This window comes from Streptomyces sp. WP-1 (assembly GCF_030450125.1).
GTDB lineage: Bacteria > Actinomycetota > Actinomycetes > Streptomycetales > Streptomycetaceae > Streptomyces > Streptomyces incarnatus.
On record NZ_CP123923.1, the window covers coordinates 4,463,864 to 4,487,462 of the forward strand.

At 73.4% G+C, this 23,599-nt stretch carries 21 protein-coding genes; 11 read left to right on the forward strand and 10 right to left on the reverse strand.

Features of this window, described 5'->3' with window-relative positions:
* Window positions 1-94: 94 nt before the first annotated feature.
* Entirely contained in the window at window positions 95-2,893 is a 2,799-nt protein-coding gene (locus QHG49_RS19565) for a helicase C-terminal domain-containing protein (protein WP_301490529.1), read from the reverse strand.
* 110 nt (window positions 2,894-3,003) lie between these two features.
* Here QHG49_RS19565 and QHG49_RS19570 point away from each other — a divergent pair, with 110 nt between their 5' ends.
* Entirely contained in the window at window positions 3,004-4,131 is a 1,128-nt protein-coding gene (locus QHG49_RS19570) for a hypothetical protein (RefSeq protein WP_159702528.1), read from the forward strand.
* Window positions 4,132-4,341: 210 nt separating this feature from the next.
* Window positions 4,342-4,959 carry an HAD family hydrolase gene (locus tag QHG49_RS19575; protein ID WP_159702525.1) on the forward strand — a complete coding sequence of 206 codons (618 nt, stop codon included), beginning with the start codon at window positions 4,342-4,344 and terminating at the stop codon, window positions 4,957-4,959.
* Window positions 4,960-5,004: 45 nt separating this feature from the next.
* Here QHG49_RS19575 and QHG49_RS19580 read toward each other — a convergent pair whose 3' ends face one another.
* Window positions 5,005-5,262, reverse strand: coding sequence for a hypothetical protein (locus tag QHG49_RS19580; protein ID WP_145485889.1), 258 nt, complete (start codon window positions 5,260-5,262; stop codon window positions 5,005-5,007).
* Between the two features lie 162 nt (window positions 5,263-5,424).
* Here QHG49_RS19580 and QHG49_RS19585 point away from each other — a divergent pair, with 162 nt between their 5' ends.
* A complete protein-coding gene (locus tag QHG49_RS19585; protein WP_037653330.1) occupies window positions 5,425-5,808 on the forward strand; it encodes a cold-shock protein in 384 nt (127 codons plus the stop codon).
* Between the two features lie 24 nt (window positions 5,809-5,832).
* Here QHG49_RS19585 and QHG49_RS19590 read toward each other — a convergent pair whose 3' ends face one another.
* The 4 genes from QHG49_RS19590 to QHG49_RS19605 form a co-directional block, all read right to left on the reverse strand.
* Window positions 5,833-6,681, reverse strand: coding sequence for a 1,4-dihydroxy-6-naphthoate synthase (locus QHG49_RS19590; RefSeq protein WP_301490530.1), 849 nt, complete (start codon window positions 6,679-6,681; stop codon window positions 5,833-5,835).
* Window positions 6,678-7,421 (reverse strand): futalosine hydrolase, encoded by a 744-nt coding sequence (locus tag QHG49_RS19595; protein WP_145485891.1) that lies wholly within the window; start codon window positions 7,419-7,421, stop codon window positions 6,678-6,680. The genes QHG49_RS19590 and QHG49_RS19595 overlap by 4 nt, the downstream gene beginning before the upstream one ends.
* 23 nt (window positions 7,422-7,444) lie before the next feature.
* Window positions 7,445-7,936: a DUF2771 domain-containing protein gene (locus QHG49_RS19600; protein ID WP_301490531.1), complete on the reverse strand. Its 492-nt coding sequence runs from the start codon at window positions 7,934-7,936 to the stop codon at window positions 7,445-7,447.
* Between the two features lie 185 nt (window positions 7,937-8,121).
* A complete protein-coding gene (locus QHG49_RS19605; RefSeq protein ID WP_186337740.1) occupies window positions 8,122-9,513 on the reverse strand; it encodes an MFS transporter in 1,392 nt (463 codons plus the stop codon).
* 288 nt (window positions 9,514-9,801) lie between these two features.
* Here QHG49_RS19605 and QHG49_RS19610 point away from each other — a divergent pair, with 288 nt between their 5' ends.
* The 4 genes from QHG49_RS19610 to QHG49_RS19625 all read left to right on the forward strand — a co-directional run bounded on the left by QHG49_RS19610 (window position 9,802) and on the right by QHG49_RS19625 (window position 15,750).
* The gene (locus QHG49_RS19610) at window positions 9,802-10,728 is read left to right on the forward strand and encodes a DUF3027 domain-containing protein (RefSeq protein ID WP_145485894.1); all 927 of its coding nucleotides are present in this window, start codon (window positions 9,802-9,804) and stop codon (window positions 10,726-10,728) included.
* Entirely contained in the window at window positions 10,725-11,192 is a 468-nt protein-coding gene (locus QHG49_RS19615; RefSeq protein WP_159702513.1) for a GNAT family N-acetyltransferase, read from the forward strand. The genes QHG49_RS19610 and QHG49_RS19615 overlap by 4 nt, the downstream gene beginning before the upstream one ends.
* Window positions 11,193-11,499: 307 nt before the next feature.
* Entirely contained in the window at window positions 11,500-14,715 is a 3,216-nt protein-coding gene (locus tag QHG49_RS19620; protein WP_301490532.1) for a sacsin N-terminal ATP-binding-like domain-containing protein, read from the forward strand.
* A gap of 117 nt (window positions 14,716-14,832) precedes the next feature.
* Entirely contained in the window at window positions 14,833-15,750 is a 918-nt protein-coding gene (locus tag QHG49_RS19625; protein ID WP_301490533.1) for a hypothetical protein, read from the forward strand.
* A gap of 6 nt (window positions 15,751-15,756) precedes the next feature.
* On the opposite strand, the gene QHG49_RS19630 is transcribed toward QHG49_RS19625, so the two are convergent.
* Window positions 15,757-18,153 carry an HAD-IC family P-type ATPase gene (locus QHG49_RS19630; RefSeq protein WP_301490534.1) on the reverse strand — a complete coding sequence of 799 codons (2,397 nt, stop codon included), beginning with the start codon at window positions 18,151-18,153 and terminating at the stop codon, window positions 15,757-15,759.
* A gap of 57 nt (window positions 18,154-18,210) precedes the next feature.
* A complete protein-coding gene (locus QHG49_RS19635; RefSeq protein WP_145485899.1) occupies window positions 18,211-18,483 on the reverse strand; it encodes a DUF2530 domain-containing protein in 273 nt (90 codons plus the stop codon).
* Window positions 18,484-18,666: 183 nt separating this feature from the next.
* On the opposite strand from QHG49_RS19635, the gene QHG49_RS19640 reads away from it, so the two are divergent.
* Window positions 18,667-20,118, forward strand: a complete 1,452-nt coding sequence (locus QHG49_RS19640; protein WP_145485900.1) for an NCS2 family permease — start codon at window positions 18,667-18,669, stop codon at window positions 20,116-20,118.
* Between the two features lie 22 nt (window positions 20,119-20,140).
* On the opposite strand, the gene QHG49_RS19645 is transcribed toward QHG49_RS19640, so the two are convergent.
* Entirely contained in the window at window positions 20,141-20,323 is a 183-nt protein-coding gene (locus QHG49_RS19645; protein ID WP_145485901.1) for a ribbon-helix-helix protein, CopG family, read from the reverse strand.
* Window positions 20,324-20,485: 162 nt separating this feature from the next.
* Here QHG49_RS19645 and QHG49_RS19650 point away from each other — a divergent pair, with 162 nt between their 5' ends.
* Window positions 20,486-20,923, forward strand: a complete 438-nt coding sequence (locus QHG49_RS19650) for a MarR family winged helix-turn-helix transcriptional regulator (protein ID WP_159702501.1) — start codon at window positions 20,486-20,488, stop codon at window positions 20,921-20,923.
* Window positions 20,924-20,950: 27 nt separating this feature from the next.
* On the forward strand, window positions 20,951-22,294 hold the full coding sequence (locus QHG49_RS19655) for an MFS transporter (protein WP_301490535.1): 1,344 nt from the start codon (window positions 20,951-20,953) through the stop codon (window positions 22,292-22,294).
* Between the two features lie 78 nt (window positions 22,295-22,372).
* On the opposite strand, the gene QHG49_RS19660 is transcribed toward QHG49_RS19655, so the two are convergent.
* A complete protein-coding gene (locus tag QHG49_RS19660) occupies window positions 22,373-22,888 on the reverse strand; it encodes a GNAT family N-acetyltransferase (RefSeq protein ID WP_301490536.1) in 516 nt (171 codons plus the stop codon).
* Window positions 22,889-22,928: 40 nt separating this feature from the next.
* Between QHG49_RS19660 and thpR the strand changes: the two genes are divergently transcribed.
* Window positions 22,929-23,501: an RNA 2',3'-cyclic phosphodiesterase gene (gene thpR / locus QHG49_RS19665; protein WP_145485905.1), complete on the forward strand. Its 573-nt coding sequence runs from the start codon at window positions 22,929-22,931 to the stop codon at window positions 23,499-23,501.
* Window positions 23,502-23,599 lie beyond the last annotated feature (98 nt).

The window sequence follows — 23,599 nt, forward strand, 5'->3', positions numbered from 1 at the left end:
CCTTTCCACTACGGCCTTCACCGGGACCAAACGTCCAGTGTGCCCCATCCGGGGACGGTCGCGGCGGGGCGCGGGCCACCGTGACCGTCCCCGCTCACTCCTCGGCCAGCTCGGCGACTCCGGTGATGCGGTGCAGCGGGTAGGTGCGGACCTCGTCCGCGGTGTGGTCGTAGGCCGTCACGAAGCCGCCCTCCACGCGGATCGGGGAGATGACGCGCTGGCTGGCGGCACCCTCGGCGTTGACGTAGCCGATCCACAGCAAGTCGCCGGTGAGTACGGCGGCCTGCACGGTGGCCAGGGTCTCGGCGGCGGAGGTGCGGGGCAGCTCGCCGGCCGCCGGGTCGGTGCCGGTGCTCTTGCGGGGGGTCGTGGCGGCCAGGTCACCGGCCCGGATCGCGCGGATCGCGGCGGACAGCAGCGTGGTGTCGGGCGGTGGCGGGCCGTCGGGCACCGGCTCGGGCGCGGTCCGGGGCGGGGTGCGGTGGGCGTGCGCCCGGGTGATCAGCACATCGCCCTCGGCGGACTCGGCGGCGGGCGCGAAGCCCATCGCGCGCAGGCCCTCCAGCAGGGCGGCCGGGTCGGACTGGGCGGCCAGCACGGTCGGGGCGAGGCGGCGCAGGCGCAGGGCGGTGGCGCGCTTGTCGGCGAGGATCTCGCTGAGCAGGGCGTCGTCGTCGCAGCGGACATAGGCCGAGGCGGCGCCGATCCGCAGATGGCCGTGCTTACGGGCCACGTCGTCGATCAGGTAGGCGAGCGGCTGCGGGATCGGTGTGCGCGAGTGCCGGGCGAGGAAGTCGTGCAGATCGGCGGCGGTCCGCCCGGCGTCCAGGGCCCGGCGCACCGACCCCGGCGTGAACCGGTAAACGGTCGCACCGCCCTTCGACTCCACGTCCGCGAGCACCCCGAGCATCTCCGCGAGCGGCCGCTCCAACGGCCCCGGCGCGACCGCCGTCAGATCGGCCTGGAGGAGCACGTGATCGAGGGGCTCGGGCAGGAGCGGGTCGAGCAGCCGGGCGGCGGTGGCGGTGGCGGCGGCCTGCTCGGCGGGGGAGAGGGGGACGGGGGAGAGGGGAGCGGGGGACATGGAGGTGCCCGGAGCCGTTGCGAGGGTGGAGGCGCGATGGTGGTGGACGGGGAGCTTGTCCCCGGGACCGCCGGGTTCACCCGCACCGACCGAGCCGCCCGCGCCGACCTCGCCGGTCGGGCCGCGGCTACCGCCAACGCCGGTCGGGCCGCCGACACCGCCCGCGCTGCCAACAGCGCCCGCGCCACCGACGCCGGTCGAGCCGACCGCGCCTGCCACCCCGGCCGTCCCGGCCACCCCGGCCACCCCGGTCAGGCCGCCGTCCTCACCCGGGCCGCCCTGACCACTCGAACCACCCGTCCCCGACACCCCCAGCAGCGCCCTGCCGTGCGTGGACAGCGCGCCGCGCCCCGTCACGCCCAGGAGTTCCGCCTCCGTCAGGGTCCAGCGGGCGAGGCGGGTGCGGAGGTCCTCGGCGGGGGTGTCCTTGCCGGGGCGGGGGGTGCCCGCGGTGCCCCGCGGCGGGCGTTCCCAGTGCAGGCGGGTCAGGACCGACTCCGGGGCGGGGGCGGTGCCCGCCGGGAGACCGGACAGCAGGGTCAGGACCCGGTGCCGTACCTCCGGCGCGGCCGAGCGGTCCAGGCCGGGGCCGAGCGCGGAGAGGGTACGGTCCTTCGCGTCCCGCCCGCCGACCAGGCCCGGCGCCCGGGTCGCCGTCAGCCAGGCCCCGGCGAGCAGCGCCCAGCGCTCGGCCGGGGGACGCTCCAGCCACTCGTCGTAGAAGGGGGTGGCGGCGTACCGCTCGTCGGCCTCACCGTCGGAGGCCAACAGGCCCGCCGCATAAGCCAGTTCGACCCAGAACGCGGCGACCGGCTCCGGCACGTCCAGGGCGACGGCGGTCCGCTTGAGGTCGCGCACGCTGAGCCCCCCGGCCCGCAGCACCGCGGGCCCGCCCTCGTCCCAGTCCTTCAGCAACTCCTCGACGGTGGCGAGCGCGGTGTGCGCCTGGCCGGCCGCCGTCGCGTCCACACCCTGTGGACGGTGGGTCGCGGCCGGCTCCACCGCGGGCGGCAGCGGCTCGGGCTCCCGGTGGGCGCGGCCCGCGCGCAGATGCAGGGCCACCTCGCGGGGCAGTACGACGGTGCCGGGAGCCGTCGGCAGCAGCAGGCCCCGGTCCAGCAGCCAGCGCAGATGGGCGGCCGGTTCCGGGGTGATCTGCCCGTACGGCGGCCCCCACACCAGCCGGGACAGCACCTCCAGGGAGCCCTCCGGCGCCCCGGAGAGCAGCTTGGCCATCTTCCTGCGGTGGGTGAACAGCGCGGTCAGCGCGGTCACCGCCGACACCGAGTCATGGGTCGAGGCCAGCCCCGCCGTGGTCACGATCTCCTGGATCCGGCCCGGGGACATGCCCGAGGCGGCCTCGTGCACGGTGGGCCCGAGCCCGGTCGGCGAGGGGTGCCCCGGGGACGGCGCGAGCAGTTCGCGGGCGGTGCGCACCAGGCGCAGCCGCTCGTCGTCGCCCCACACCAGGGCCTGTTCGCGCAGGGTGGCGAGGGCGCGGGGGAGCGCGGCGGCCACCGTCTCGTCCCCGGCGTCCCCGGCCATCAGCCCGAGCAGGACGGTCCCGGAGGCGGGGTCCGGGGCCACGGCCAGCGCCTCGGCGGTCTGCAGCGCGAAGCGGTCCAGCCGTTCCAGGGCCCGCAGCACCGAGGCCCGGGTGCCGGCCCGGGTGGCCAGCTGGGTCAGATCGGTGGGGACGGGCGTGATGAGGTCCGGGCGGCTGCGCAGCAGCGCGGCCAGGGAGGCGTCGTCCCTGGCGCGGAGCGCCTCCGCGAGGGACCGAGGGGCTGGGTTGGCCTCTTGGCTCATCCGGCCAACGGTAGCGGGTTACCTCCCCCCGTTCAGCCGTGGCGGGCGGGGCCCCGCTCTGCGCTACGGTCCTCACGGGGTTTCAGTCGGCGTCACCCCGGAGGGATTCCGTGGGCATCGAAAGCGACAAGGTCGTCTACGAGTACCTGAGCCGCGTCGGGGACATCGCGTCGCGGCGGCAGCTGCCGTCGTCCGCGCGCATGCGGCTCGTGTCGGAACTGCGCAACGAGATCGACCGCGACCGGGCCAGGGCGACGGTGGACAGTCCCGCCGCGGTCCGCCGCATCCTGGACCGCCTGGGCACGCCCGACGAGGTGGTCGAGGCGGCGGGCGGCGCCGGGTCCGCCGACGGCGCGGGCCGCCCGGCCGCCGCCGTACCGGCGCAGCCCGTGCCGCGTGAGCGGGAGCCGGAGCGCGCGTCGCCGGCCGACGAGCGGCCGCGGGGTCTGCGCCGGGTCGTCCCCAGGCCGCGGCCCACCGAGCCCGCGCCCGAGCCGTCCGTGCCCCGGGACCCGTCGGCCGCCGCCTCGCACGAACTGTGGGAGGCCGCGCCGGCGCCCGACTGGTGGCGCACCGCCGGCGGTCCCTTCGGCGGCGCCGGGCACAGCCCCTTCCTGGACACCGATCCGGTGCCGGGCTTCGTCGGCGGGGTGGAGATCCCGGACCTGCTGCGCCGCCCACCGCACGAGATCGAGAGGGAGCGGCGCGAGCGGGAGGAGCGGGAGGAGCGGCAGGAGAAGGAGAAGGCGGCACGGGCCGCTGCTCCCGCCCCCGCCCGGCGCTTCGGGCTGTTCCCGCGTCGTACCCCGGCCGCCGTCCCGGCCCAGGACAAGGCCCCCGACCTCGTGCCGGACGCCGAGGCCGTCGCCTCCACCCGCCGTCTCCTGCCCGGTCCCGCCGCCGGCTGGTCCAACCCGTTCCTGCTGCTGGCCGCCGCCGCGCTGGTCGTCGGGGCGGTGCTCGGCAACTGGTTCGCGCTGCTGGCGGGCTGGGCGATGGCCTACACCTCCCGGCGGCTGAGCCCGTCCGAGAGCAAGTGGGCCGTGCTGGTGCTGCCCGGCACCGCGGTCGTGGCGGGGCTGGTGTGGCTGTGGGGACGGCAGAGCGGCCGCTGGGGCGACCCGATCGCCCAGGGGCAGATGAACGATGCCGTCGGCCAGACCTGGCCCTGGGTGGTGCGGGGCGCGGCCGTCGCCTCGGCGCTCTACGTGGCGTGGCGCTCACAGCGCAAAGGCTGACGCTCACAGCGCGAAGGCTGACGCTCACAGCGCGAAGGCTGACGCTCACAGCGCGAAGGCTGACGCCCGCGGCGCGAAGGCTGACGCCCGCGGCGCGAAGGCTGACGCTGACGTCGGTGGCGCGAGGGCTGACGTCCGCAGGGCAGACGCTGACGCTCGCGAGGCGAAGTCCGAATGGGGGCCGGTGCGCTGTCGTACCCGCCTGGCACCATGTCCCCCATGGCCTCCCTCACCGTCGGCTTCGACCTCGACATGACCCTCATCGACTCCCGGCCGGGCATCCGGGCGTGCTACGTGGCGCTGGCGGAGCGTACGGGGACGTACATCGACGCCGATCTGGCGGTCACCCGGCTCGGCCCGCCGCTCGCGGACGAGCTGGTGAACTGGTTCCCGGCCGAGCGGGTGCCCGCGATCGCCGACCTGTACCGGGAGATGTACCCGTCTATAGCCATCACCGCGACCCCCGCCATGACGGGCGCCCGCGAGGCCATGGCGGCGGTGCGCGCGGCCGGCGGCCGGACCATGGTGGTCACCGCCAAGTACGAGCCGAACGCGAAGCTGCACCTGTCCCATCTGGGCATCGAGCCGGACGTGGTCGTGGGCGACCTGTGGGCCGAGCAGAAGGCGCAGGCGCTGCGCGAGTACGGCGCGGGGGTGTACGTCGGCGACCACACCGGTGATGTGCGCGGGGCGCGTACGGCGGGCGCGCTGTCGGTCGCGGTGGCGACCGGACCCTGCCCCGCGGACGAGCTGCGCGCGGCCGGGGCGGACGTCGTCCTGGACGATCTGTCCGCCTTCCCGGCGTGGCTGGCCGATTACCGCCCCTGACGGATCCGGGTCCGACGGCCCGGGGACGGGCCGCGGTCCCGGCCGCTACCGGGAGGCCGCGGCGCTCCTCGCCCGCCGCCGGCCGGCCGCGACCGACCGCAGCACTCCCGCGCCGGCGACGAGGAAGCCGACGCCCATGAGCATGCACAGTCCGTACATGTAGGTCGGAAACGGTTTGGTTCCGAGGAACAGCGGGACCATCGTGACCAGGGTGGCCAGGGCTCCGACGAAGAACACGATGGCGCCGGCACGGATCAGTCCGTCGCCGGGCCCGGCGGAATTCGCTTGGGTTTTGTCACGCACCGGACCAGGGTAGTTCCTGCGCGAGAGAACGACCGGGGGACGTCTTGTCACCGGGTCCAAGACCATTAGCCTTGATGACAGCGGGTCACGGCGACCCGCTGCAGTGCTATCAAGAGCCGTTTCCGAGCAGTTTTCCCGACGAGTACGAGGACGAGGACAGACGTGCCTACCGGCAAGGTCAAGTGGTTCAACAGCGAGAAGGGCTTCGGCTTTCTCTCCCGCGACGACGGCGGTGACGTCTTCGTCCATTCCTCGGTTCTCCCCGCCGGAGTCGATGTGCTCAAGCCGGGACAGCGCGTGGAGTTCGGCGTGGTCGCCGGCCAGCGCGGCGACCAGGCGCTCTCGGTGGTCGTGCTCGACCCGACGCCGTCCGTGGCCGCCGCCCAGCGCAAGAAGCCCGACGAGCTGGCCTCGATCGTGCAGGACCTGACGACCCTCCTGGAGAACATCACCCCGATGCTGGAGAAGGGCCGCTACCCCGAGAAGGCCTCCGGCAAGAAGATCGCCGGTCTGCTCCGCGCGGTCGCCGACCAGCTGGACGTCTGACCGCACCCGCTCGCCCGGCCCCCGTCAGGGGAAGGCGAGCGCGTCCGGGCCGAGGGGCGGCACCAGTCCCTCGGCCGCGGCCCGGGTGAGCAGCCCGCGGATCGCCGCGTAGCCGTCCTCGCCGAGGTCGGCGGTGAACTCGTTGACGTACAGGCCGATGTGCTGGTCGGCCACCGCCGGGTCCATCTCCTGGGCGTGCGCCATGACATACGGCCTGGAGACCTCGGGCGCGTCCCACGCGGCCCGCACGGAGGCGCGCACGGACTCGGCGAGCCCCTTCAGCGCCCCGGCGCCCAGCGACCGCTTGGCCACGATCGCGCCCAGCGGGATCGGCAGCCCGGTCGTCCGCTCCCAGTGCTCGCCCATGTCGGCGAGCTTGTGCAGCCCGTAGTTCCGGTAGGTGAAGCGGGCCTCGTGGATCACCAGGCCCGCGTCCACCTCGCCGTCCCGCACGGCCGGCATGATCTCGTGGAACGGCATGACCACGATCTCGCCCACCCCGCCGGGCACGGTGTCGGCCGCCCACAGCCGGAACAGCAGGTACGCCGTCGACTTCTCGCTGGGCACCGCGACCGTACGGCCCGTCAGGTCGACGCCCGCCTCCCGCGTGAGCACCAGCGGCCCGCAGCCCCGGCCCAGCGCGCCGCCGCAGGGCAGCAGCGCGTACTCGTCGAGGACGTACGGCAGGACGGCGTACGACACCTTCAGCACATCGAACTCGCCGCGCTCGGCCATGCCGTTGGTGATGTCGATGTCGGCGAAGGTCACGTCCAGCGCGGGGGCGCCGGGGACACGGCCGTGCGCGAGGGCGTCGAAGACGAAGGTGTCGTTGGGGCAGGGCGAGTACGCGATCTGCAAGGGCTCGGTGGTCATACGGATCTCCAACTCTCCAATGCGGGCGCGAACTTCCCGAAGGCCGCGGTGAGGGCGGCGAGGGCGTCGCCGATGCGCCAGGCGGCGCGGTCGCGCGGGCCGACCGGGTTGGAGATCGCGCGGACCTCCAGCACCGGGACGCCCTGGGCGTCGGCGGCCTCGGCGACCCCGAAGCCCTCCATGCCCTCGGCGAGCGCGCGGGGGTGCCGGGCGCTCAGCGCGGCGGCGCGGGCGGCGGTGCCGGTCACGGTGGACACGGTCAGGACCGTGCCGGTGCGGGCGCCGGTGGCCTCGGCCACGGCCCGTACGAGTGATTCCGGCGGGCGATGGGTGACGGTCCCGAACCCCAGCTCGGTGACCGGGAGAAAGCCGTCGGCGGTCTCGGCGCCCAGATCGGCGACGGTGATCGCGTCGGCGACGACGAGCGAGCCGAGCGGCGCCCCGGGCGCGAACCCGCCGCCGATCCCGGCCGAGACGACCAGGTCGTAGGGGGTTCCGGAGAGCGCGGCCGCGGTGAGCGCGGCACCGGTGGCGGCCGCGGCCCGCGCGGGTCCGACCCCGGCGGCCAGCAGATCGAGCACGGCGGCGGTACGGCGGGGGCCGGCACCGGCGGCCGTACCGGACGGGCCGGCACCGGCGGTCGTACGCAGCAGTGCCGCGCCCGGCAGCCGTACCTCTTCCCCGGGCCCGGGGAACGCCCGTGCCACCGCGTCCCGTTCGGCGGGGACGGCGGTGGCCACGAGGACACGTGCGGACGTCGTGATCAGGCCTTCTTCAGCTTGAAGGACCACACGCCCTTGGTCGGGTTGGAGCCCATCTGGATCACCAGCGTGTTGGAGGCGCCGCCGGTGCCGTACTGCTCGTTGAAGAACGCGTTGCCCGGCAGGGTGCGGTACGTCTCCTTGCTCAGGCTGGTGAAGGGGCGGCCGTTGACCAGCACGGCCCAGCCGGCGTCCGCGATCTTCGGGTCGACACCGATCCGGATCGTGGAGTCCTCGCCGACCGAGATCGCCTTCGCGTCGCCGGTCTTCTTGGCGCAGTCGGCCAGCGCCTTGGCGTCGAGCGCCTTGCCGTCGTTGTAGCAGACCGCCTCGGAGTGCACCGAGTCCTTGCCGACGGTGATCGTCGCGGTGGGCGTCGGCTTGTCGCAGGCGGACAGGACGAGCAGTCCGGCGGCAACGGCGCCGGCGGCGGCGCGGCGGCGCCGCGCGACGCGGGGTACTTCAGCGGCTTCGCCGCGGGGCAGCGTGGTCATGGTCGAAAGATTATCGGTCGCCCGGAGCCGTCCGCCCACGCGGGGTGCGGCGTGCCCGGTTCGTTACGCCAGTCGTGTCCGCGACAACCCCGGCGTGTCCGGGTTCGTCACGCCACCTGCCCCTTGACGACAGCTCCTCTTCACGTCGGAGCCACGGCATCGCCCCGGCACGCCGGAGCGCCCGCTCACGCCACCCGGGCGCGGGGCCGGCCGCCGTACCGCGCGGAGGCGATCAGGCCGCGCAGGGTGCTCAGCCAGCCCACCGCCACGAACCCGGCGCCGGCCAGCAGCCCCACCGTGCCGTTGAGCGGCATCACGATGCCGACCGCGCCGCCGAACACCCACGCCATCTGGAGCAGCGTCTCGGAGCGGGCGAAGGCCGAGCTGCGCACCAGCTCCGGGACGTCCCGCTGGATCAGCGCGTCCAGCGCCAGCTTGGCCAGCGCCTGCGCGAACCCGGCGACCGCCGCGAGGCAGGTCACCAGGACCGTCCCGAAGAACGCCGCGGCCACGAGCGCCATGCCCAGCGCCGCCGCGACGACGGTCACGATGATGATCTCCGGCGCCCGTGATCTGAGCCACGCGCCGACCGCCGTGCCCAGCGCGTTGCCCGCGCCGGCCGCGACGCCCACCAGGCCCAGCGAGACCACCGCGCTCCGGCCGCCGAGCGGGTGCTCGCGCAGCAGGAAGGCGAGGAAGAAGATCAGGAAACCGGACAGACAGCGCAGAGCCGCGTTCGCGCCGAGGGCGTGGGTCACGGCGGGCCCGACCGTGCGCAGCCCGGGCCGCTTCACCTTGGTCCTCGGCAGCCGCCTCTCCTCGGCGGCGAGCAGCGCCACCGACTCACCGCGGGCCGAGTCCACCTTGGGCGGCAGCGAGAAGGACAGCACCGTGCCCGCCACGAAGATCACGAAGGCGCCGTAGAGCGGCCAGGGATCGCCGAGCCGGTGCAGCCCCGCCGCGATCGGCGCGGCCACCCCGGTGGCCAGCAGCCCGGCCAGGGTGACCCGGGAATTGGCCTTCACCAGCGAGAACAGCGGCGGCAGCAGCCGCGGTACGACGGCGCTGCGCACCACGCCGTACGCCTTGGACGCCACCAGCACACCGAGCGCGGCGGGATACAGCTCCAGGCTCCCGGTCGCCACCGCGCCCGAGATCAGCAGGGCGAGCAGCGCCCGCGCCAGCATGGCCGCCGCCATCGCGGCCCGGCGCCCGTGCGGGAGCCGGTCCAGGAGCGGGCCGATGACCGGGGCGAGGACGGTGAACGGCGCCATGGTGATCGCCAGGTACAGCGCGACCCGCCCGCGCGCCTCGTCGGTCGGCACGGAGAAGAAGACGGTGGAGGCGAGCGCCACGGTGATCATGACGTCCCCGGCGCCGTTCACCGCGTGCAGTTCGATCAGCTTGCCGAGGCCCGACTCGCCCGCGCCGTGCGCGTGTGTGGCCCGGCGGATGCCGCGCGCGGCGCCGGTCACGGGAAGGTGCAGGGCACGCCCGACGGACCGGGCGGCACCGCCCACCCGGCGCGCACCGCCCCCCCGAACCCCATGCCTGTCCGCGGTTGCCACGAGGTTCATAGTGCCCCGAGATGCCGCCGGATAGTACGGATACGGCACGTATGGCGGTGAACCGTGCCCGCCGAGGGGGCGGGAGGAGGGGATGGAGTGGGGGAGAATGCCGCCGAGCGGCAATGAATCCTGTTCGGTGTAGCGTGCGTATCTCAGCCATAACGCAGAATGGATGGCAGAGGTGCGCCCGAGCGCGCGGATGATGCAGACGTCGATGCGGTCCTGAGGTCCGCTCCGTCGGCCAACCCGCCTAAGGCAGCCGCCTTGACGAGACGGCGTAGGAGAGAAGCGATACCTGTGAGCGCAGCGACAACGCGAAGCCGCACCCCCGACCGCCTGTGCGCCGAGGCGGTCGACCTCGCCCGTGCCGCAGCCGAGGAGGCGGCCGCGCCCGGTGTGGTCGGCGAGCACTCCGGGCTCGTCTCCGAGGGCGACCGTGTTGTCACGCACTTCTTCGAGTGCAAGGAACTGGGCTACCGGGGCTGGCGCTGGGCCGTCACCGTGGCCCGCGCCTCCCGCGCCAAGGTCGTCACGCTGGACGAGGTGGTGCTGCTCCCCGGCCCCGACGCGCTGCTCGCGCCGGAGTGGGTGCCGTGGAGCGAGCGGCTGCGGCCCGGCGACCTCGGGCCCGGCGATCTGCTCCCCACCGACCAGGACGACCTGCGCCTCGAACCGGGCTACACCGGCGAGGACCAGCCGCCGGCCGACTCCGCGGTGTCCGAGGAGATGGCCGAGCTGGCGGAGGCCGAGGACGCGGACGTGAGCCCGGGCGCGCCGGCCGTCCAGCCGACGCTGCCCACGCGCGGCTCCATCGCCTCGGTGGCCGAGGAACTGGGCATGCGCAGAGCGCGCGTTCTGTCCCGGTACGGCCTGCACAGCGCGGCCGACCGCTGGGAAGAGGCGTTCGGGCCGACGACGCCGATGGCCCAGGCGGCCCCGGCCACATGTCTGACCTGTGGTTTCCTCGCACCCATCGGTGGTTCGCTGGGCCAGGCGTTCGGTGTGTGCGCCAACGAGTTCGCCCCGGCGGACGGCCGGGTGGTCTCCCTCGCCTACGGCTGCGGCGGCCACTCCGAGGCCGCGGTCATGCCCAAGCCCCCGCAGCCGGCCGCGCCGGTCATCGACGAGACCCGGGTCGAGCCCTTCCCGCTGCACCCCGCCCGCGACTCCGGCTCGGTCCCGGAGACGACGGACGAGGAGACGGCGGAACTGGGCCACTCGTGACCCCGGTCCGCCTCGCGCGGGAAGCGGACCTCCCCGGGTTCCTCTCCCTGGCGGCCGAGGTGGAGCACTGGTTCGGCCCGATGGTGGACGACCCCGGTTTCACCGAGGCCGTACGGCACGGCATCGGCCGCGGCACGGCGCTGGTGGTCCAGGGCGCGTCCGGGGATCTCCTGGGTGCCCTCCTCTTCGGCGGCAACCCCCCGGTGCACAAGGTGCACTGGCTGGTCGTCACGGAACGGGCCCGGGGCGAGGGCGTGGGCCGCGCCCTGCTGGCCGACGCGATCCACCGCTTCGTCCGCCCCCCGGCCACCGTCGAGGTCGTCACCTTCGGCCCCGACCACCCCGGCGCGGTGACGAGCGGCGCCCGCGTCTTCTACGAGCGACTGCACTTCACCCCGGCCGAACCGGCCGATCCCGGGCCGGAGGGCGGTTCCCGTCAGGTGTACCGCCGGGTACTGCGCTGAGGGCTCCGCCACCACCGGGCGCGACGCGTCCCGGCCGTCTCCACCGCCCGGCCCGGCCGTCCGCCACAAGTCCGGCCCCCGCGGCTGGCGGCCCCGGCTGACGGAGCGTCGAACCGGCGGGCGCCCGGGACACCTCGGCCCGCGTCGATTCACCCGGCCCCCGGAACCGACTCACCCGGCCCCCGGAACCGGCCCACCCGCCCCTCGGAACCGACCCACTCGGCCCTCGGAGCCGACCGCGGGGGCCGGCCTCCTCGCCCGCCCTCCAGCTCACCGGGTCGGACGGGCGGGTGGGCGAGAAGTCGGGATGTCGGCCCCGCGCTGTACCTTCTTCCTCACGTCGACGAGGAGTGTGAACGTGAGCAGCAAGTACGTGCGGCCGGCGGCCGAGGGTGCCGATCCCTTCGGGACGGCCCGGCTGCGTCGCGGTGTCATCGACGCCTGGGCCACCAGCCCCGCCCGCTTCCGCGAGGACGCCAACGCCGAGGAGGACCTCGTCCTGGGCGGCTACCGGGACCGCCTGGTCATCGAGCTGGCGCAGAACGCCGCCGACGCCGCCGCCCGCGCCCATGTGCCGGGCCGGCTGCGCCTCACCCTCCGCGACGGCGTGCTGATCGCGGCCAACACCGGCGCCCCCCTGGACGCGACCGGCGTCGAGTCGCTGTCCACGCTGCGCGCCTCCGCCAAGCGCGACGCCGACTCCACCCACGGCGCCGTCGGCCGTTTCGGCGTCGGCTTCGCCGCCGTCCTCTCGGTCACCGACGAGCCCGCCCTCGTCGGCCGGCACGGCGGCGTCCGCTGGTCCCTCGCCGAGGCCCGCGAGCTGGCCGCCGACGCCGCCCGGCACAGCCCCGGACTCGGCGACGAGGTGCGCCGCCGCGCGGGCCATGTCCCGCTGCTCCGGCTGCCCTTCGCCGCCGAGGGCACCGCCCCCGACCCGTACGACACCGCCGTCATCCTGCCGCTGCGCGACGCGGCCGCCGCCGACCTCGCCGAGCGCCTGCTCGACGCCGTGGACGACGCGCTCCTCCTCACCCTCCCGGGCCTGGAGGAGGTCGTCATCGAGACCGGCGACGAGGCGCCCCGCACCCTGCGCCGAAGCACCGAGGGCGCCGTCACCGTCGTAGCGGACTCACGGGAGGGTGCGACCCGCTGGCGCACCGCCTCCGCGCACGGGCCGCTGGCCCAGGAGCTGCTCGCCGACCGGCCGGTGGAGGAGCGGCTGCGGCCCCACTGGTCGGTGACCTGGGCCGTGCCCACCGACGAGCAGGGCCGCCCGGTGCGCCCCCGCACGTCCCCCGTCGTGCACGCCCCCACCCCCAGCGACGAACCCCTCGGCGTGCCCGCCCTCCTCATCGCCTCCTTCCCCCTCGACACCACCCGCCGGCACACCGCGCCCGGCCCGCTGACCGACTTCCTGGTGCGGCGCGCGGCCGATGTGTACACCGAACTGCTCGCCGGGTGGCGCCCGGTGACCGAGGCCGCCGTCGACCTCGTACCCGGACCGCTCGGCAAGGGCGAGCTGGACGGCGCGCTGCGCCAGGCCCTGCTGGAGCGGCTGCCGCGCACCGCGTTCCTGCCGCCCGCCCTGCCCGGCGACGGCGGCGAGGACGAGCTGCCGGAGGCGCTGCGGCCCCGGGACGCGGAGATCGTTGAGGGCGCCGGCGCCGAGACCGTGCGGGTGCTCGCCGAGGTGCTGCCCACCCTGCTGCCCGCCGGGTTGGAGCGCCGCGCCGAGCTGCGCACCCTCGGTGTCGCCCGGCTCCCGCTCGCCGACGCCGTGGACCGGCTCGCGGGCCTGGAGAAGGACCCCGGCTGGTGGTGGCGGCTCTACGACAGCCTCGCGGGCGTGGACGTGGAGCGGCTCTCGGGGCTGCCCGTGCCGCTTGCCGGGGGCACCACCCAGGCTTTCGGCTCTGGGGGAGGCCGCACCACCATCGGTCCCCGCCAGGTGCTGCTGCCCACCCCCGACGGCCCCCGGATCGACGCGGACGTGCTCGCCCGGCTCGGCCTGAAGGTCGCCCACGAGGACGCCGCCCATCCGCTGCTGGAGAAGCTGGGCGCGCTGCCCGCCACCCCGCGCGCGGTGCTCACCACCCCCCAGGTGCGGGCCGCCGTCGCCGCCTCCCTGGACGACGGGGGCGCCCTCGGCTGGGAGGAGGACGCCCCCGACGCGGAGGAACTCGCCGACACCGTCCTCGGCCTGGTGCGGGACGCGGGCCTGGAGCCCGGTGACGAGCCCTGGCTCGGCGCCCTCGCGCTGCCCGACGAGGACGGCGAACTCGCCCCCGCCGGCGAGCTGGTGTTCCCCGGCAGCGCCTTCGCCCGAGTGATCCGCGAGGGCGAACTTGCGGCTGTCGAGCAGGAGTTGGCGGACAGGTGGGGCGAACAGCCGCTGACCGCCTGCGGTGTGCTCGCCACCTTCGCGCTGGTCCGCGCCACCGACGTCGTCCTCGACCCGGACGAACTGGAGCCCCGTGAGGGTGACTTCGCCGAACCGGACGACGCCGGGCTGCTGGACGCCGTGGACGTGTGGTGCGAGGACATCCTCGACCGCTTCCCGGACAGCCCCGTCCCCCCGGTCGCCACCGAACTCGTCGCCGTCCGCGACCTCGACCTCGTGGACGACGACCACTGGCCCGAGGCCCTCACCCTGCTCGCCCGCCCGCCGCTGCGCGACGCTCTCACCCAGCCGGTGCGCGTCCTGCTGCCCGACGGCACCCATGAGGTCGTACGGCCGTACACCGCCTGGTGGCTGCGCGGGCACCCGGTGCTGGACGGCCGGCGCCCCGCGGGCCTCCTCGCCGCCGGCGGCGAGGCGCTGCTGCGCGGCCTGTACGACGAGGCCGACGCCACCGGGTTCGAGGACGAACAGGTGCTGCGCGCCCTCGGCGTGCGGACCTCGGTCGGCGCCCTGCTGGACGAGCCCGGCGGCGCCGCCGAACTCCTGGACCGGCTCGCCGACCCCGACCGCCCGGTCACCGGCGCCCAACTGCACGGCCTGTACGGCGCGTTGGCCGACATCGACCCGGAGCAGGTCACCCTGCCGGACGAGCTGCGGGCCGTCACCGACGGACGGGTGACGGTGGTGGACGCCGCCGACGCCGTGGTCGTGGACTCCCCGGACCTGCTGCCCTTCACCTCCGGCGTGCCCCTGCTGCCCGTGAGGCCGTCCCGCGCCGCCGAGCTGGCCGAGCTGTTCCAGGTGCGGCGGCTCAGCGAGTCCGTCACCGGCGAGGTGCACTCCGAGGGCACCGAGCACGACGTACCGGAGCCGGTGCGGTTGCTCCTCGGCCCGCGCACCCCCGACACGTACGTCGAGCACGACGAACTGGTCGTGGACGGCGTGGAGATCGACTGGCGGCTCACCGACGACGGGGTGCTGCACGCGGCCACCCTGGAGGGCGTCGCCGCCGGACTCGCCTGGGCGGCCCGGCAGTGGCCGCGCCGCTTCGAGGTCGCCGCCCTGCTGGAGGACCCGTCCCGGACGGCGGAACTGGCCCGCGACCGCTGGTTCGACTGACCTCCGGACGTCTCTCACGAAATTCACACGTCTCGTACAACCGTTCCCCTGCCTGCGCTGTCTGATCCTCGGGAGTCGTCCGACTCCCCGTCTACTTCGTACGCAGGGGAACCGCACATGCGTATTCGTGCCACCGTGGCCGCCGTCTCCGGCGCCCTGGCCCTCTCCGCCCTCGCCCTGCCCGCGGCGCACGCCGCCGGGCAGGAGCGGGTGCCCGCGGGGAACTTTGCGAGCAAGGTCGCCCACGCCGCCCAGCACCCGGGCCGCTCGGCCTTCGCCGTCGCCGCCTCGGGCACGCCCTACCCGCTGAACGCCACCTTCTCCGCCGTGAAGGTGAACAACGGCAAGAACATCGCCGCCGGCACCACCAACGTCGTCAAGGTGCCCGTCTCCTTCACGCTGACGCACGGCACCGAGGTCAACATCCACGCCAAGGACTTCGTCGCGGCCATCGAGCTGTACCGCGGCACCTCCTTCGACGACTCGATCTTCTACTTCGACAGCGCGGTCTCGACCTGCACGGACACCTCCAAGACGGTGGCCTCCTGCAAGTCCACCGTGGCCATCGACCCGACCGAGCTGCTCAGCGAGGACGCCGGCGCCTGGAAGGCCGCCGCCTACGCCGTCGCGTTCAACGGCCAGAACCCCACCAAGCCGGCCGACATGACCAAGGTGGGCGTGGCCGTCAAGGACCCGACCAACTCCTACAACCTCCAGCGCTGGGCGACCCTGAACACCGACGCCGCCCCGGAACCGGTGAAGAAGGGCAAGACCGTCACGGTCTCCGGCAAGCTGGCCCGCGCCGACTGGGAGGACGGCAAGTACCACGGCTACGCCGACCAGCCGGTCAAGCTCCAGTTCCGCAAGAGCGGCTCCAGCACCTACACCACGCTGAAGACCGTCAGGACGAACTCCACGGGCAACCTGAAGACCACGGCCACCGCCACGGTCGACGGCTACTTCCGCTACGCCTTCGCGGGCACCACGACCACCCCGGCGACCACCGCCACGGGTGACTACGTCGACGTGAAGTAAGCCCCGCTAGGCGGGGAAGCGGCGGTCGACCCACTTCCACAGGAACTCCAGGGCGGCCGCCGCCACCACCGACACTGCCACCGCCGTCCACGGCATGGCGAGCCCCACCAGACGTACCGCGAAGAAGTCCTGGAGCGCCGGGACGACCAGCACCAGCAGGAACGCCACCGCCATCGAGGCCACCAGCACCACCCGCCACCAGGTGTAGGGGCGGGCGACGATCGACAGCACCCACATGGAGATCAGGAACAGGGTCAGCGTGGCCGCGCTGGTCTCCGCCGCCAGCTGGCCGGGCCCCGTGTAGTAGTGCCGGGCGATCAGGTACGTCACGAAGGTCGCCACCCCCGCCACCACGCCGCCCGGGATCGAGTACCGCATCACCTGATGCACGAAGTGCGGTCTCGCCCGCTCGTTGTTGGGCGCCAGCGCCAGGAAGAAGGCCGGGACGCCGATGGTGAGCGTGGACAGCAGGGTCAGATGGCGCGGCAGGAACGGGTACTCCACCTGCCAGCAGACCACCAGCACCGCGAGCAGCACCGAGTAGACCGTCTTCACCAGGAACAGCGTCGCCACCCGCGTGATGTTGCCGATCACCCGGCGGCCCTCGCCGACCACCGACGGCAGGCTCGCGAAGCTGTTGTCCAGCAGCACGATCTGCGCCACCGCCCGGGTCGCCTCCGAGCCCGAGCCCATCGCCACGCCGATGTCGGCGTCCTTGAGGGCGAGCACGTCGTTCACACCGTCGCCGGTCATCGCCACCGTGTGCCCGCGCGACTGGAGCGCGCCCACCATGTCCCGCTTCTGCTGCGGGGTGACCCGCCCGAAGACGGTCCCCGCGTCCAGCACCTGGGCCATCTCCGCCGTGTCCTCGGGCAGCCGCCGCGCGTCCGTCGCCGTTCCGTCCAGGCCCAGCTTGGCCGCGACCGCGCCGACCGAGACCGCGTTGTCCCCGGAGATGACCTTGGCCGCCACCCGCTGCTCGGCGAAGTAGCCCAGGGTGTCGGCCGCGTCCGGGCGCAGCCGCTGTTCGAGGACGACCAGGGCGGTGGGGCGGGCGCCCTTGGCCGGCGCCGCGTCGTCCAGGTCCCGGCGGGCCCGCGCCAGCAGCAGCACCCGCAGCCCCTGCTCATTGAGCCGCTCGGTCTCCGCGAGCGCCGGGTCGTCGGCGCCGAGCAGCACGTCCGGGGCGCCCAGCAGCCAGGTGCTGGTCTCCCCGTCGCCCTCGCTGAACGCGGCCCCGCTGTACTTGCGGGCCGAGGAGAAGGGCAGCGACTCGACGCAGCGCCACTCCTCGTTGTCCGGGTAGGCGTCGATGATCGCCTGAAGCGAGGCGTTGGGCCGGGGATCGGACTCGCCGAGCGCGCCGAGCACCTTGCGCACGTACGACTCCTCCGCGCCGTCGAGCGTGCGCAGCTCGGTGACGTCCATGCCGCCCTCGGTGAGCGTGCCGGTCTTGTCCAGGCAGACGGTGTCCACGCGGGCGAGGCCCTCGATCGCGGGCAGCTCCTGCACCAGGCACTGCTTGCGGCCGAGCCGGATCACCCCGATCGCGAAGGCCACCGAGGTGAGCAGCACCAGGCCCTCCGGGACCATCGGCACGATGCCGCCGATGGTGCGGGCGACCGCGCCCTTGAGATCGTCGTTCTTGACCACGAGCTGGGTGACGACCAGGCCGATCGCGGCCGGGACCATCATCCAGGTGACGTACTTGAGGATCGTGGAGATACCGGTGCGCAGCTCGGAGTGGACGAGCGTGAAGCGCGACGCCTCCTCGGCGAGTTTGACGGCGTAGGCCTCCCGGCCCACCTTGGTCGCGGCGAAGGCGCCGCCGCCCGCGACCACGAAGCTGCCGGACATCACCGGATCACCCGGCCGCTTGACCACCGGGTCGGCCTCGCCGGTGAGCAGCGACTCGTCGATCTCCAGCCCGTCGGCCTCCGCGCACACCCCGTCCACGACGATCTTGTCGCCCGGCCCGATCTCGATCAGGTCGTCCAGGACGATCTCGGCGGTGCCGATCTCCACGGCCTCGCCGTCCCGGCGCACCGTGGGCCGGGACTCCCCGATCACCGCGAGCGAGTCCAGCGTCTGCTTGGCCCGCCACTCCTGGACGATGCCGATGCCGGTGTTGGCGAGGATCACGAACCCGAACAGGCTGTCCTGGATCGGCGCGACGAACAGGGTGATCACCCACAGGATGCCGATGATCGCGTTGAACCGGGTGAACACGTTCACCCGGACGATCTCCCCGAGCGAGCGGCTGCTGCGCACGGGTACGTCGTTGACCTGGCCACGCGCCCGGCGCTCCGCGACCTCCGCGCCGGTCAGCCCCGTCGCCCGGGTCGTGGGCAGGGCCACCGGGTGCACCGGATCGAGTTCGGCGCCGGCGTCTATATGGCTCATGTATCCGACGTTACGTGGCCTTTGCGCGCCCGCCCACCCGGCCTTCCGCCGGCGGGGCTACTCCACGGGGGTGGTTTCAGGCCGCTCCCCCGCCGCCCGCTTGAGCGCCGCGTCCCGCCCCCGCACGTACCAGATGCCGATCAGCCCGAGCCCGCCCCCGGCCAGGCAGGTCCACAGCCACCACAGATGGCCGTGGTCGTGGAACCAGCCGTAGAAGGGGAGCTGGACGAGGAACAGGACGAACCAGACGATGGTGCCGCCGGTGATGGTGGCGACCACGGGCCCCTCAAGGGGCTCGGGCGCCTCGTGCTGGGGGATCCACTTGGCCATGCCGGACAGCTTACGAGGCGATCGGATGACGACCGGATCCGCACAAGAACTGCATACGTTCTACGCGCGGAGATAGCGATCTAGTAGTCATACCTTCATACTGAAACCGTTTGTCTTTGACCGCTTCTAATCGTAGGAAACTCCAAGAGGGCTCGGGGGAACCCTCTGGTGATGAGGTCCCGCATGTCCACCTCGGCTCCTGCCAAGGTCCCCACCCCCGAGAAGCCGGGCGGCGCGTTCGCCGGCGGCCCCCTCGACCGCTACTTCAAGATCTCCGAGCGCGGCAGCACCGTCGCGCGGGAGGTCCGGGGCGGTCTCGCCACCTTCTTCGCGATGGCGTACATCATCGTGCTGAACCCGATCATCCTGGGCAGCGCGAAGGACATGTACGGGCACCATCTGGACAACGCCCAGCTGGTGACGGCTACCGCGCTGACGGCCGCCTTCAGCACCCTGCTGATGGGTGTCATCGGCAATGTGCCGATCGCCATGGCCGCGGGCCTCGGCGTGAACTCGGTCGTCGCCCTCCAGCTGGCGCCCCGGATGACCTGGCCGGACGCGATGGGCATGGTCGTCCTGGCCGGTTTCGTGGTCATGCTGCTGGTCGCCACGGGTCTGCGGGAGCGCGTGATGAACGCGGTGCCGTTCGGCCTGCGCAAGGCGATCGCGATCGGTATCGGTCTGTTCATCATGCTGATCGGCCTGGTGGACTCCGGCTTCGTCAGCCGTATCCCGGACGCCGCCCAGACCACCGTCCCGCTCCAGCTGGGCACCGGTGGTCACCTCACCGGCTGGCCGGTGCTGATCTTCATCCTGGGCGCGCTGCTCACCTTCGCCCTGATGGTGCGCAAGGTGCCGGGCGCCATCCTGATCTCCATCGTGGGCATGACCGTCCTCGCGATGATCATCAACGCCGTCGCCACGATCCCCTCCTGGGGCCTGACGGTCCCGAAGTGGCCCGGCAACCCGGTCTCCACCCCGGACTTCGGCCTGGTCGGCCAGGTCAGCCTGTTCGGCGGCTTCTCCAAGGTCGGCGTGCTGACCGGCATCCTCTTCGTCTTCACGGTCCTGCTGTCGTGCTTCTTCGACGCGATGGGCACGATCATGGGCATCAGCGACGAGGCCAAGCTGACCGACGCCGAGGGCTACATGCCCGGCATCAACCGGGTGCTGTTCGTGGACGGCCTCTCCGTCGCGGCCGGCGGCGCCGGCTCCGCCTCGGCCACCACCGCCTTCGTGGAGTCCACCGCCGGTGTCGGCGAGGGCGCCCGCACCGGATTCGCGAACATCGTCACGGGCGGCCTGTTCGCCCTCTCGCTGCTCCTCACCCCGATCGCCACGATGGTGCCGTCCCAGGCGGCCACCCCGGCGCTGATCGCGGTCGGCTTCCTGATCCTGTCGCACTCCATCAAGGAGATCGACTGGGCCGACTACACGATCGCGATCCCGGCGTTCGTGACCATGCTGATGATGCCGTTCACCTACTCGATCACCAACGGCATCGGCATGGGCTTCATCACCTTCACCGTCCTGCGCCTGGCCGCGGGCCGCTACCGCGAGATCCCGGTGGCGATGTACGTCGTCTCGGCGGTCTTCGCCTTCTACTACCTGATGCCGGCCCTGGGCCTGACCTGAGCCGGACCGTTGCACGGCGTCCTCAGGTGACGCCGTAGAACCTCTCCGTCTCCTCGACGGCGGTCCGGAACCGCTGGTCGAAGTCGTCACGAATGAGCGTGCGGACCACATAGTCCTGCACGCTCATTCCTCTTTTCGCCGCGTGCTGCCGGAGCCGTCCGAGCAGCTCCTCGTCTATCCGCAGGCTGAGCACAGTGGTCCCCATGGGTACGAGGGTCGCCACCACCGCCCCGCGGATGCGTCACTTTCCGGCGGTCACTCACTCATACGGGTGATGGAAGCTTTGCGGGGCCCCCGTGGCGGGCATCACGGGCGGACCGGCGCGCCCCGGTGGTCTTTAGTTAGAGTAATGAGTTACGCTAAGGACATGCCGGACCTCAACCATGGCGACGATGCTGCCGCCGTGAACTCCCTTCGCTCCGCCGTGATGCGGCTGTCCCGTCGGCTCAAGCACCAGCGGGTGGACGAGTCGCTGAGCCCCACCGAGATGTCGGTGCTCGGCACCCTGTTCCGCTGCGGCTCGGCCACGCCGGGCGAACTGGCCCGCAAGGAGCACGTCCAGCCGCCCTCGATGACCCGCATCGTCGCGCTGCTCGAAGCCAAGGGACTGGTGCGTCTCGAACCGCACCCGGAGGACCGGCGCCAGAAGGTCGTCACCCAGACCGAGCAGGCCGAGGCGATGCTCGAGGAGAGCCGCCGCAAGCGCAACGCGTTCCTGGCGAACCTCGCCGACGGCCTCGACGAGGACGAGTGGGCGAAGCTGCGCGCCGCCGCCCCCGTGCTGGAAAAACTCGCACACCTGTAAAGCAGCAGCCTGAGGAGGCGAATCCGTTTGAGTACGGGATCCGGAACACCTTCCGCCCCCGCACCGACCGCCCCTACTACCCCCGCCCGCACGTCCTCGATGTTCAGCTCGCTGAAGGTCAGGAACTACCGCCTCTTCTTCATCGGCCAGGTCGTCTCCAACACGGGCACCTGGATGCAGCGCATCGCCCAGGACTGGCTCGTCCTGAGCCTCACCGGCTCCTCCGCGGCCGTCGGCATCACGACGGCCCTGCAATTCCTGCCGATGCTCCTGTTCGGTCTCTACGGCGGTGTCCTCGTCGACCGGCTGCCCAAGCGCCCCGCGCTGCTGGTCACCCAGTCCGCGATGGCCCTCAGCGGTCTCGTGCTCGCCGCGCTGACCCTCACCGGCCAGGTGCAGGTCTGGCACGTCTATCTCGCCGCGTTCTTCGTCGGACTCGCCACGGTGGTCGACAACCCCGCCCGGCAGTCCTTCGTCGCCGAGATGGTCGGCCCCGACCAGCTGCACAACGCGGTCAGCCTGAACTCCGCGAACTTCCAGTCCGCGCGCCTCGTCGGCCCCGCCGTCGCCGGCCTCATGATCACCGGAGTGGGCACCGGCTGGGCGTTCCTCGCCAACGGCCTGTCCTTCGCCGCGCCGATCGCTGGCCTGCTCATGATGCGCGCCCGCGAGCTGCACCCGGTCAAGCGGACCCCGCGCGGCAAGGGACAGCTGCGGGAGGGCCTCCAGTACGTCGCCGGGCGCCCGGAGCTGATCTGGTCCGTCGTCCTCGTCGGCTTCATCGGGACCTTCGGCTTCAACTTCCCGGTGTGGCTGTCCGCCTTCGCCGACAACGTCTTCCATGTCGGCGCCGGTGGCTACAGCCTCCTCAACACCCTGATGGCCCTCGGCTCCCTCGGCGGCGCCCTGCTGGCCGCCCGCCGCGGCTCGGCCCGGATGCGGCTGCTGATCCTCGCCGCGCTCACCTTCGGCGCGCTGGAGATCGTGGCCTCGCTGGCACCGTCGTACTGGCTGTTCGCCCTGCTCATGGTGCCGATCGGGATCTTCGGTCTCACGGTCAACGTGACCGCGAACACCACCGTGCAGATGGCCACCGACCCGGCCATGCGCGGCCGGGTGATGTCCCTGTTCATGATGGTGTTCATGGGCGGCACCCCGCTCGGCGCCCCGGTCATCGGCTGGATCACCGACACCTACGGCGCCCGCGTCGGCTTCGCCCTCGGCGGTGTCGTCTCCGCGGTCGCGGCCGGCGTCATCGGCCTGGTCCTCGCCCGCGTCGGGGGACTGCGCCTGTCGGTGGGCTGGGAGCGGGGCACACCGCGGCTGCGGTTCGTGCCGCGGCAGCGGGAGGAACTGGCCACGGCGGCGTGACGCCACCCGCCTGGGAGGGTGCCGGTGCTTCGCGGGGTCGGTGCGACTACCGGTCGGTGTGACCACCGGTCGGTGTGACTACCGCACCCTCTGGGCCAGCACCTGACCCGGCCACGCGTCCGGGCCGTGGGTGAACGTCTCGGTCCGGACGAAGCCGTTCTTCTCGTAGAAGGCGACCAGCTTGCCGTCGTCGCCCGCGTAGCAGTCCACCCGCAGCAGCGACACCCCGGCCCGCCGGGTCACCTCGGCCGCGTGCGCGAGCAGCGCGGCACCGGCGCCCCGCCCCTTGAACCGGCGGTCCGAGGCCAGCAGATGGATGTACCGCTCGGTCTCGCCGGCGGGCTCCAGATAGGTGCCGGGCGCGTCGCTGAGGGTGAGGGTGGCGGCCGGTACACCGTCTGTCTCGGCGATGTACGGGGTGCCCGAGGTGGCGTAGCCCCGCACCACCTCCACCGCCCGGGGACTCGCCGACCACGGCTCGGTGCCCCACTGCCCGGGGCGCCCCTCGGCCACCAGCCACGCCACGGAGCTGTCCAGCATGGCCAGGATCAGGGGAGTGTCCTCGGGGCTGCCCGCGCGGATCGTGATCGTCATGGCGGCCATCATGCCGGGACGCCTCTGGGATCGTGAAGGCATGAGACTCTTCGCCGCCGTGCTGCCGCCACCGGACATCACCGCCGAACTGGCCCCGGAGGCCGACCGGTTGAGGCGGCTGCCGGGCGCCGACGGGCTGCGCTGGACGGACCGCCCCGGCTGGCACCTCACCCTCGCCTTCTACGGCGAGGTCGCCGAGGACGTCGTACCCGATCTGTCGGCCCGTCTGGCCCGCGCCGCCCGGCACACCGCCCCCTTCGAGCTGGCCCTCGGCGGTGGCGGCCAGTTCGGCCACGGGCGTGCCCTGTGGACCGGTGCGACGGGCGACGTGGCCGCGCTGCGCCTGCTGGCGGGCCGGGCGGAGGCGGCGGGCCGCAGGGCGGGGCTGCGGCTGGAGGAGCACCGCCGCTACCAGGCCCACCTCACGCTGGCGCGCGGCCGGGGGGCGGTGGACGTACGACCGTACGTGGAGCTGCTGCGCGCGTTCGCGGGCCGGAGCTGGCGGGTGACCGAGCTGGCGCTGGTGCGGAGCGACCTGCCGGCCTCGGGGGTACCGGGGGAGCGGCCGCGGTACGAGGCGGTCGGGCGCTGGGTGTGCGGGGCGTCCGGTTAGGCTCGATGCGTGGAACCGAAAACCCGGAACCGGATCATGGCCGGTGCGCTTGTACTCATGTTGGTGGTCGTCGCGGTGGCGGCGGCTGTCAGGTAGCG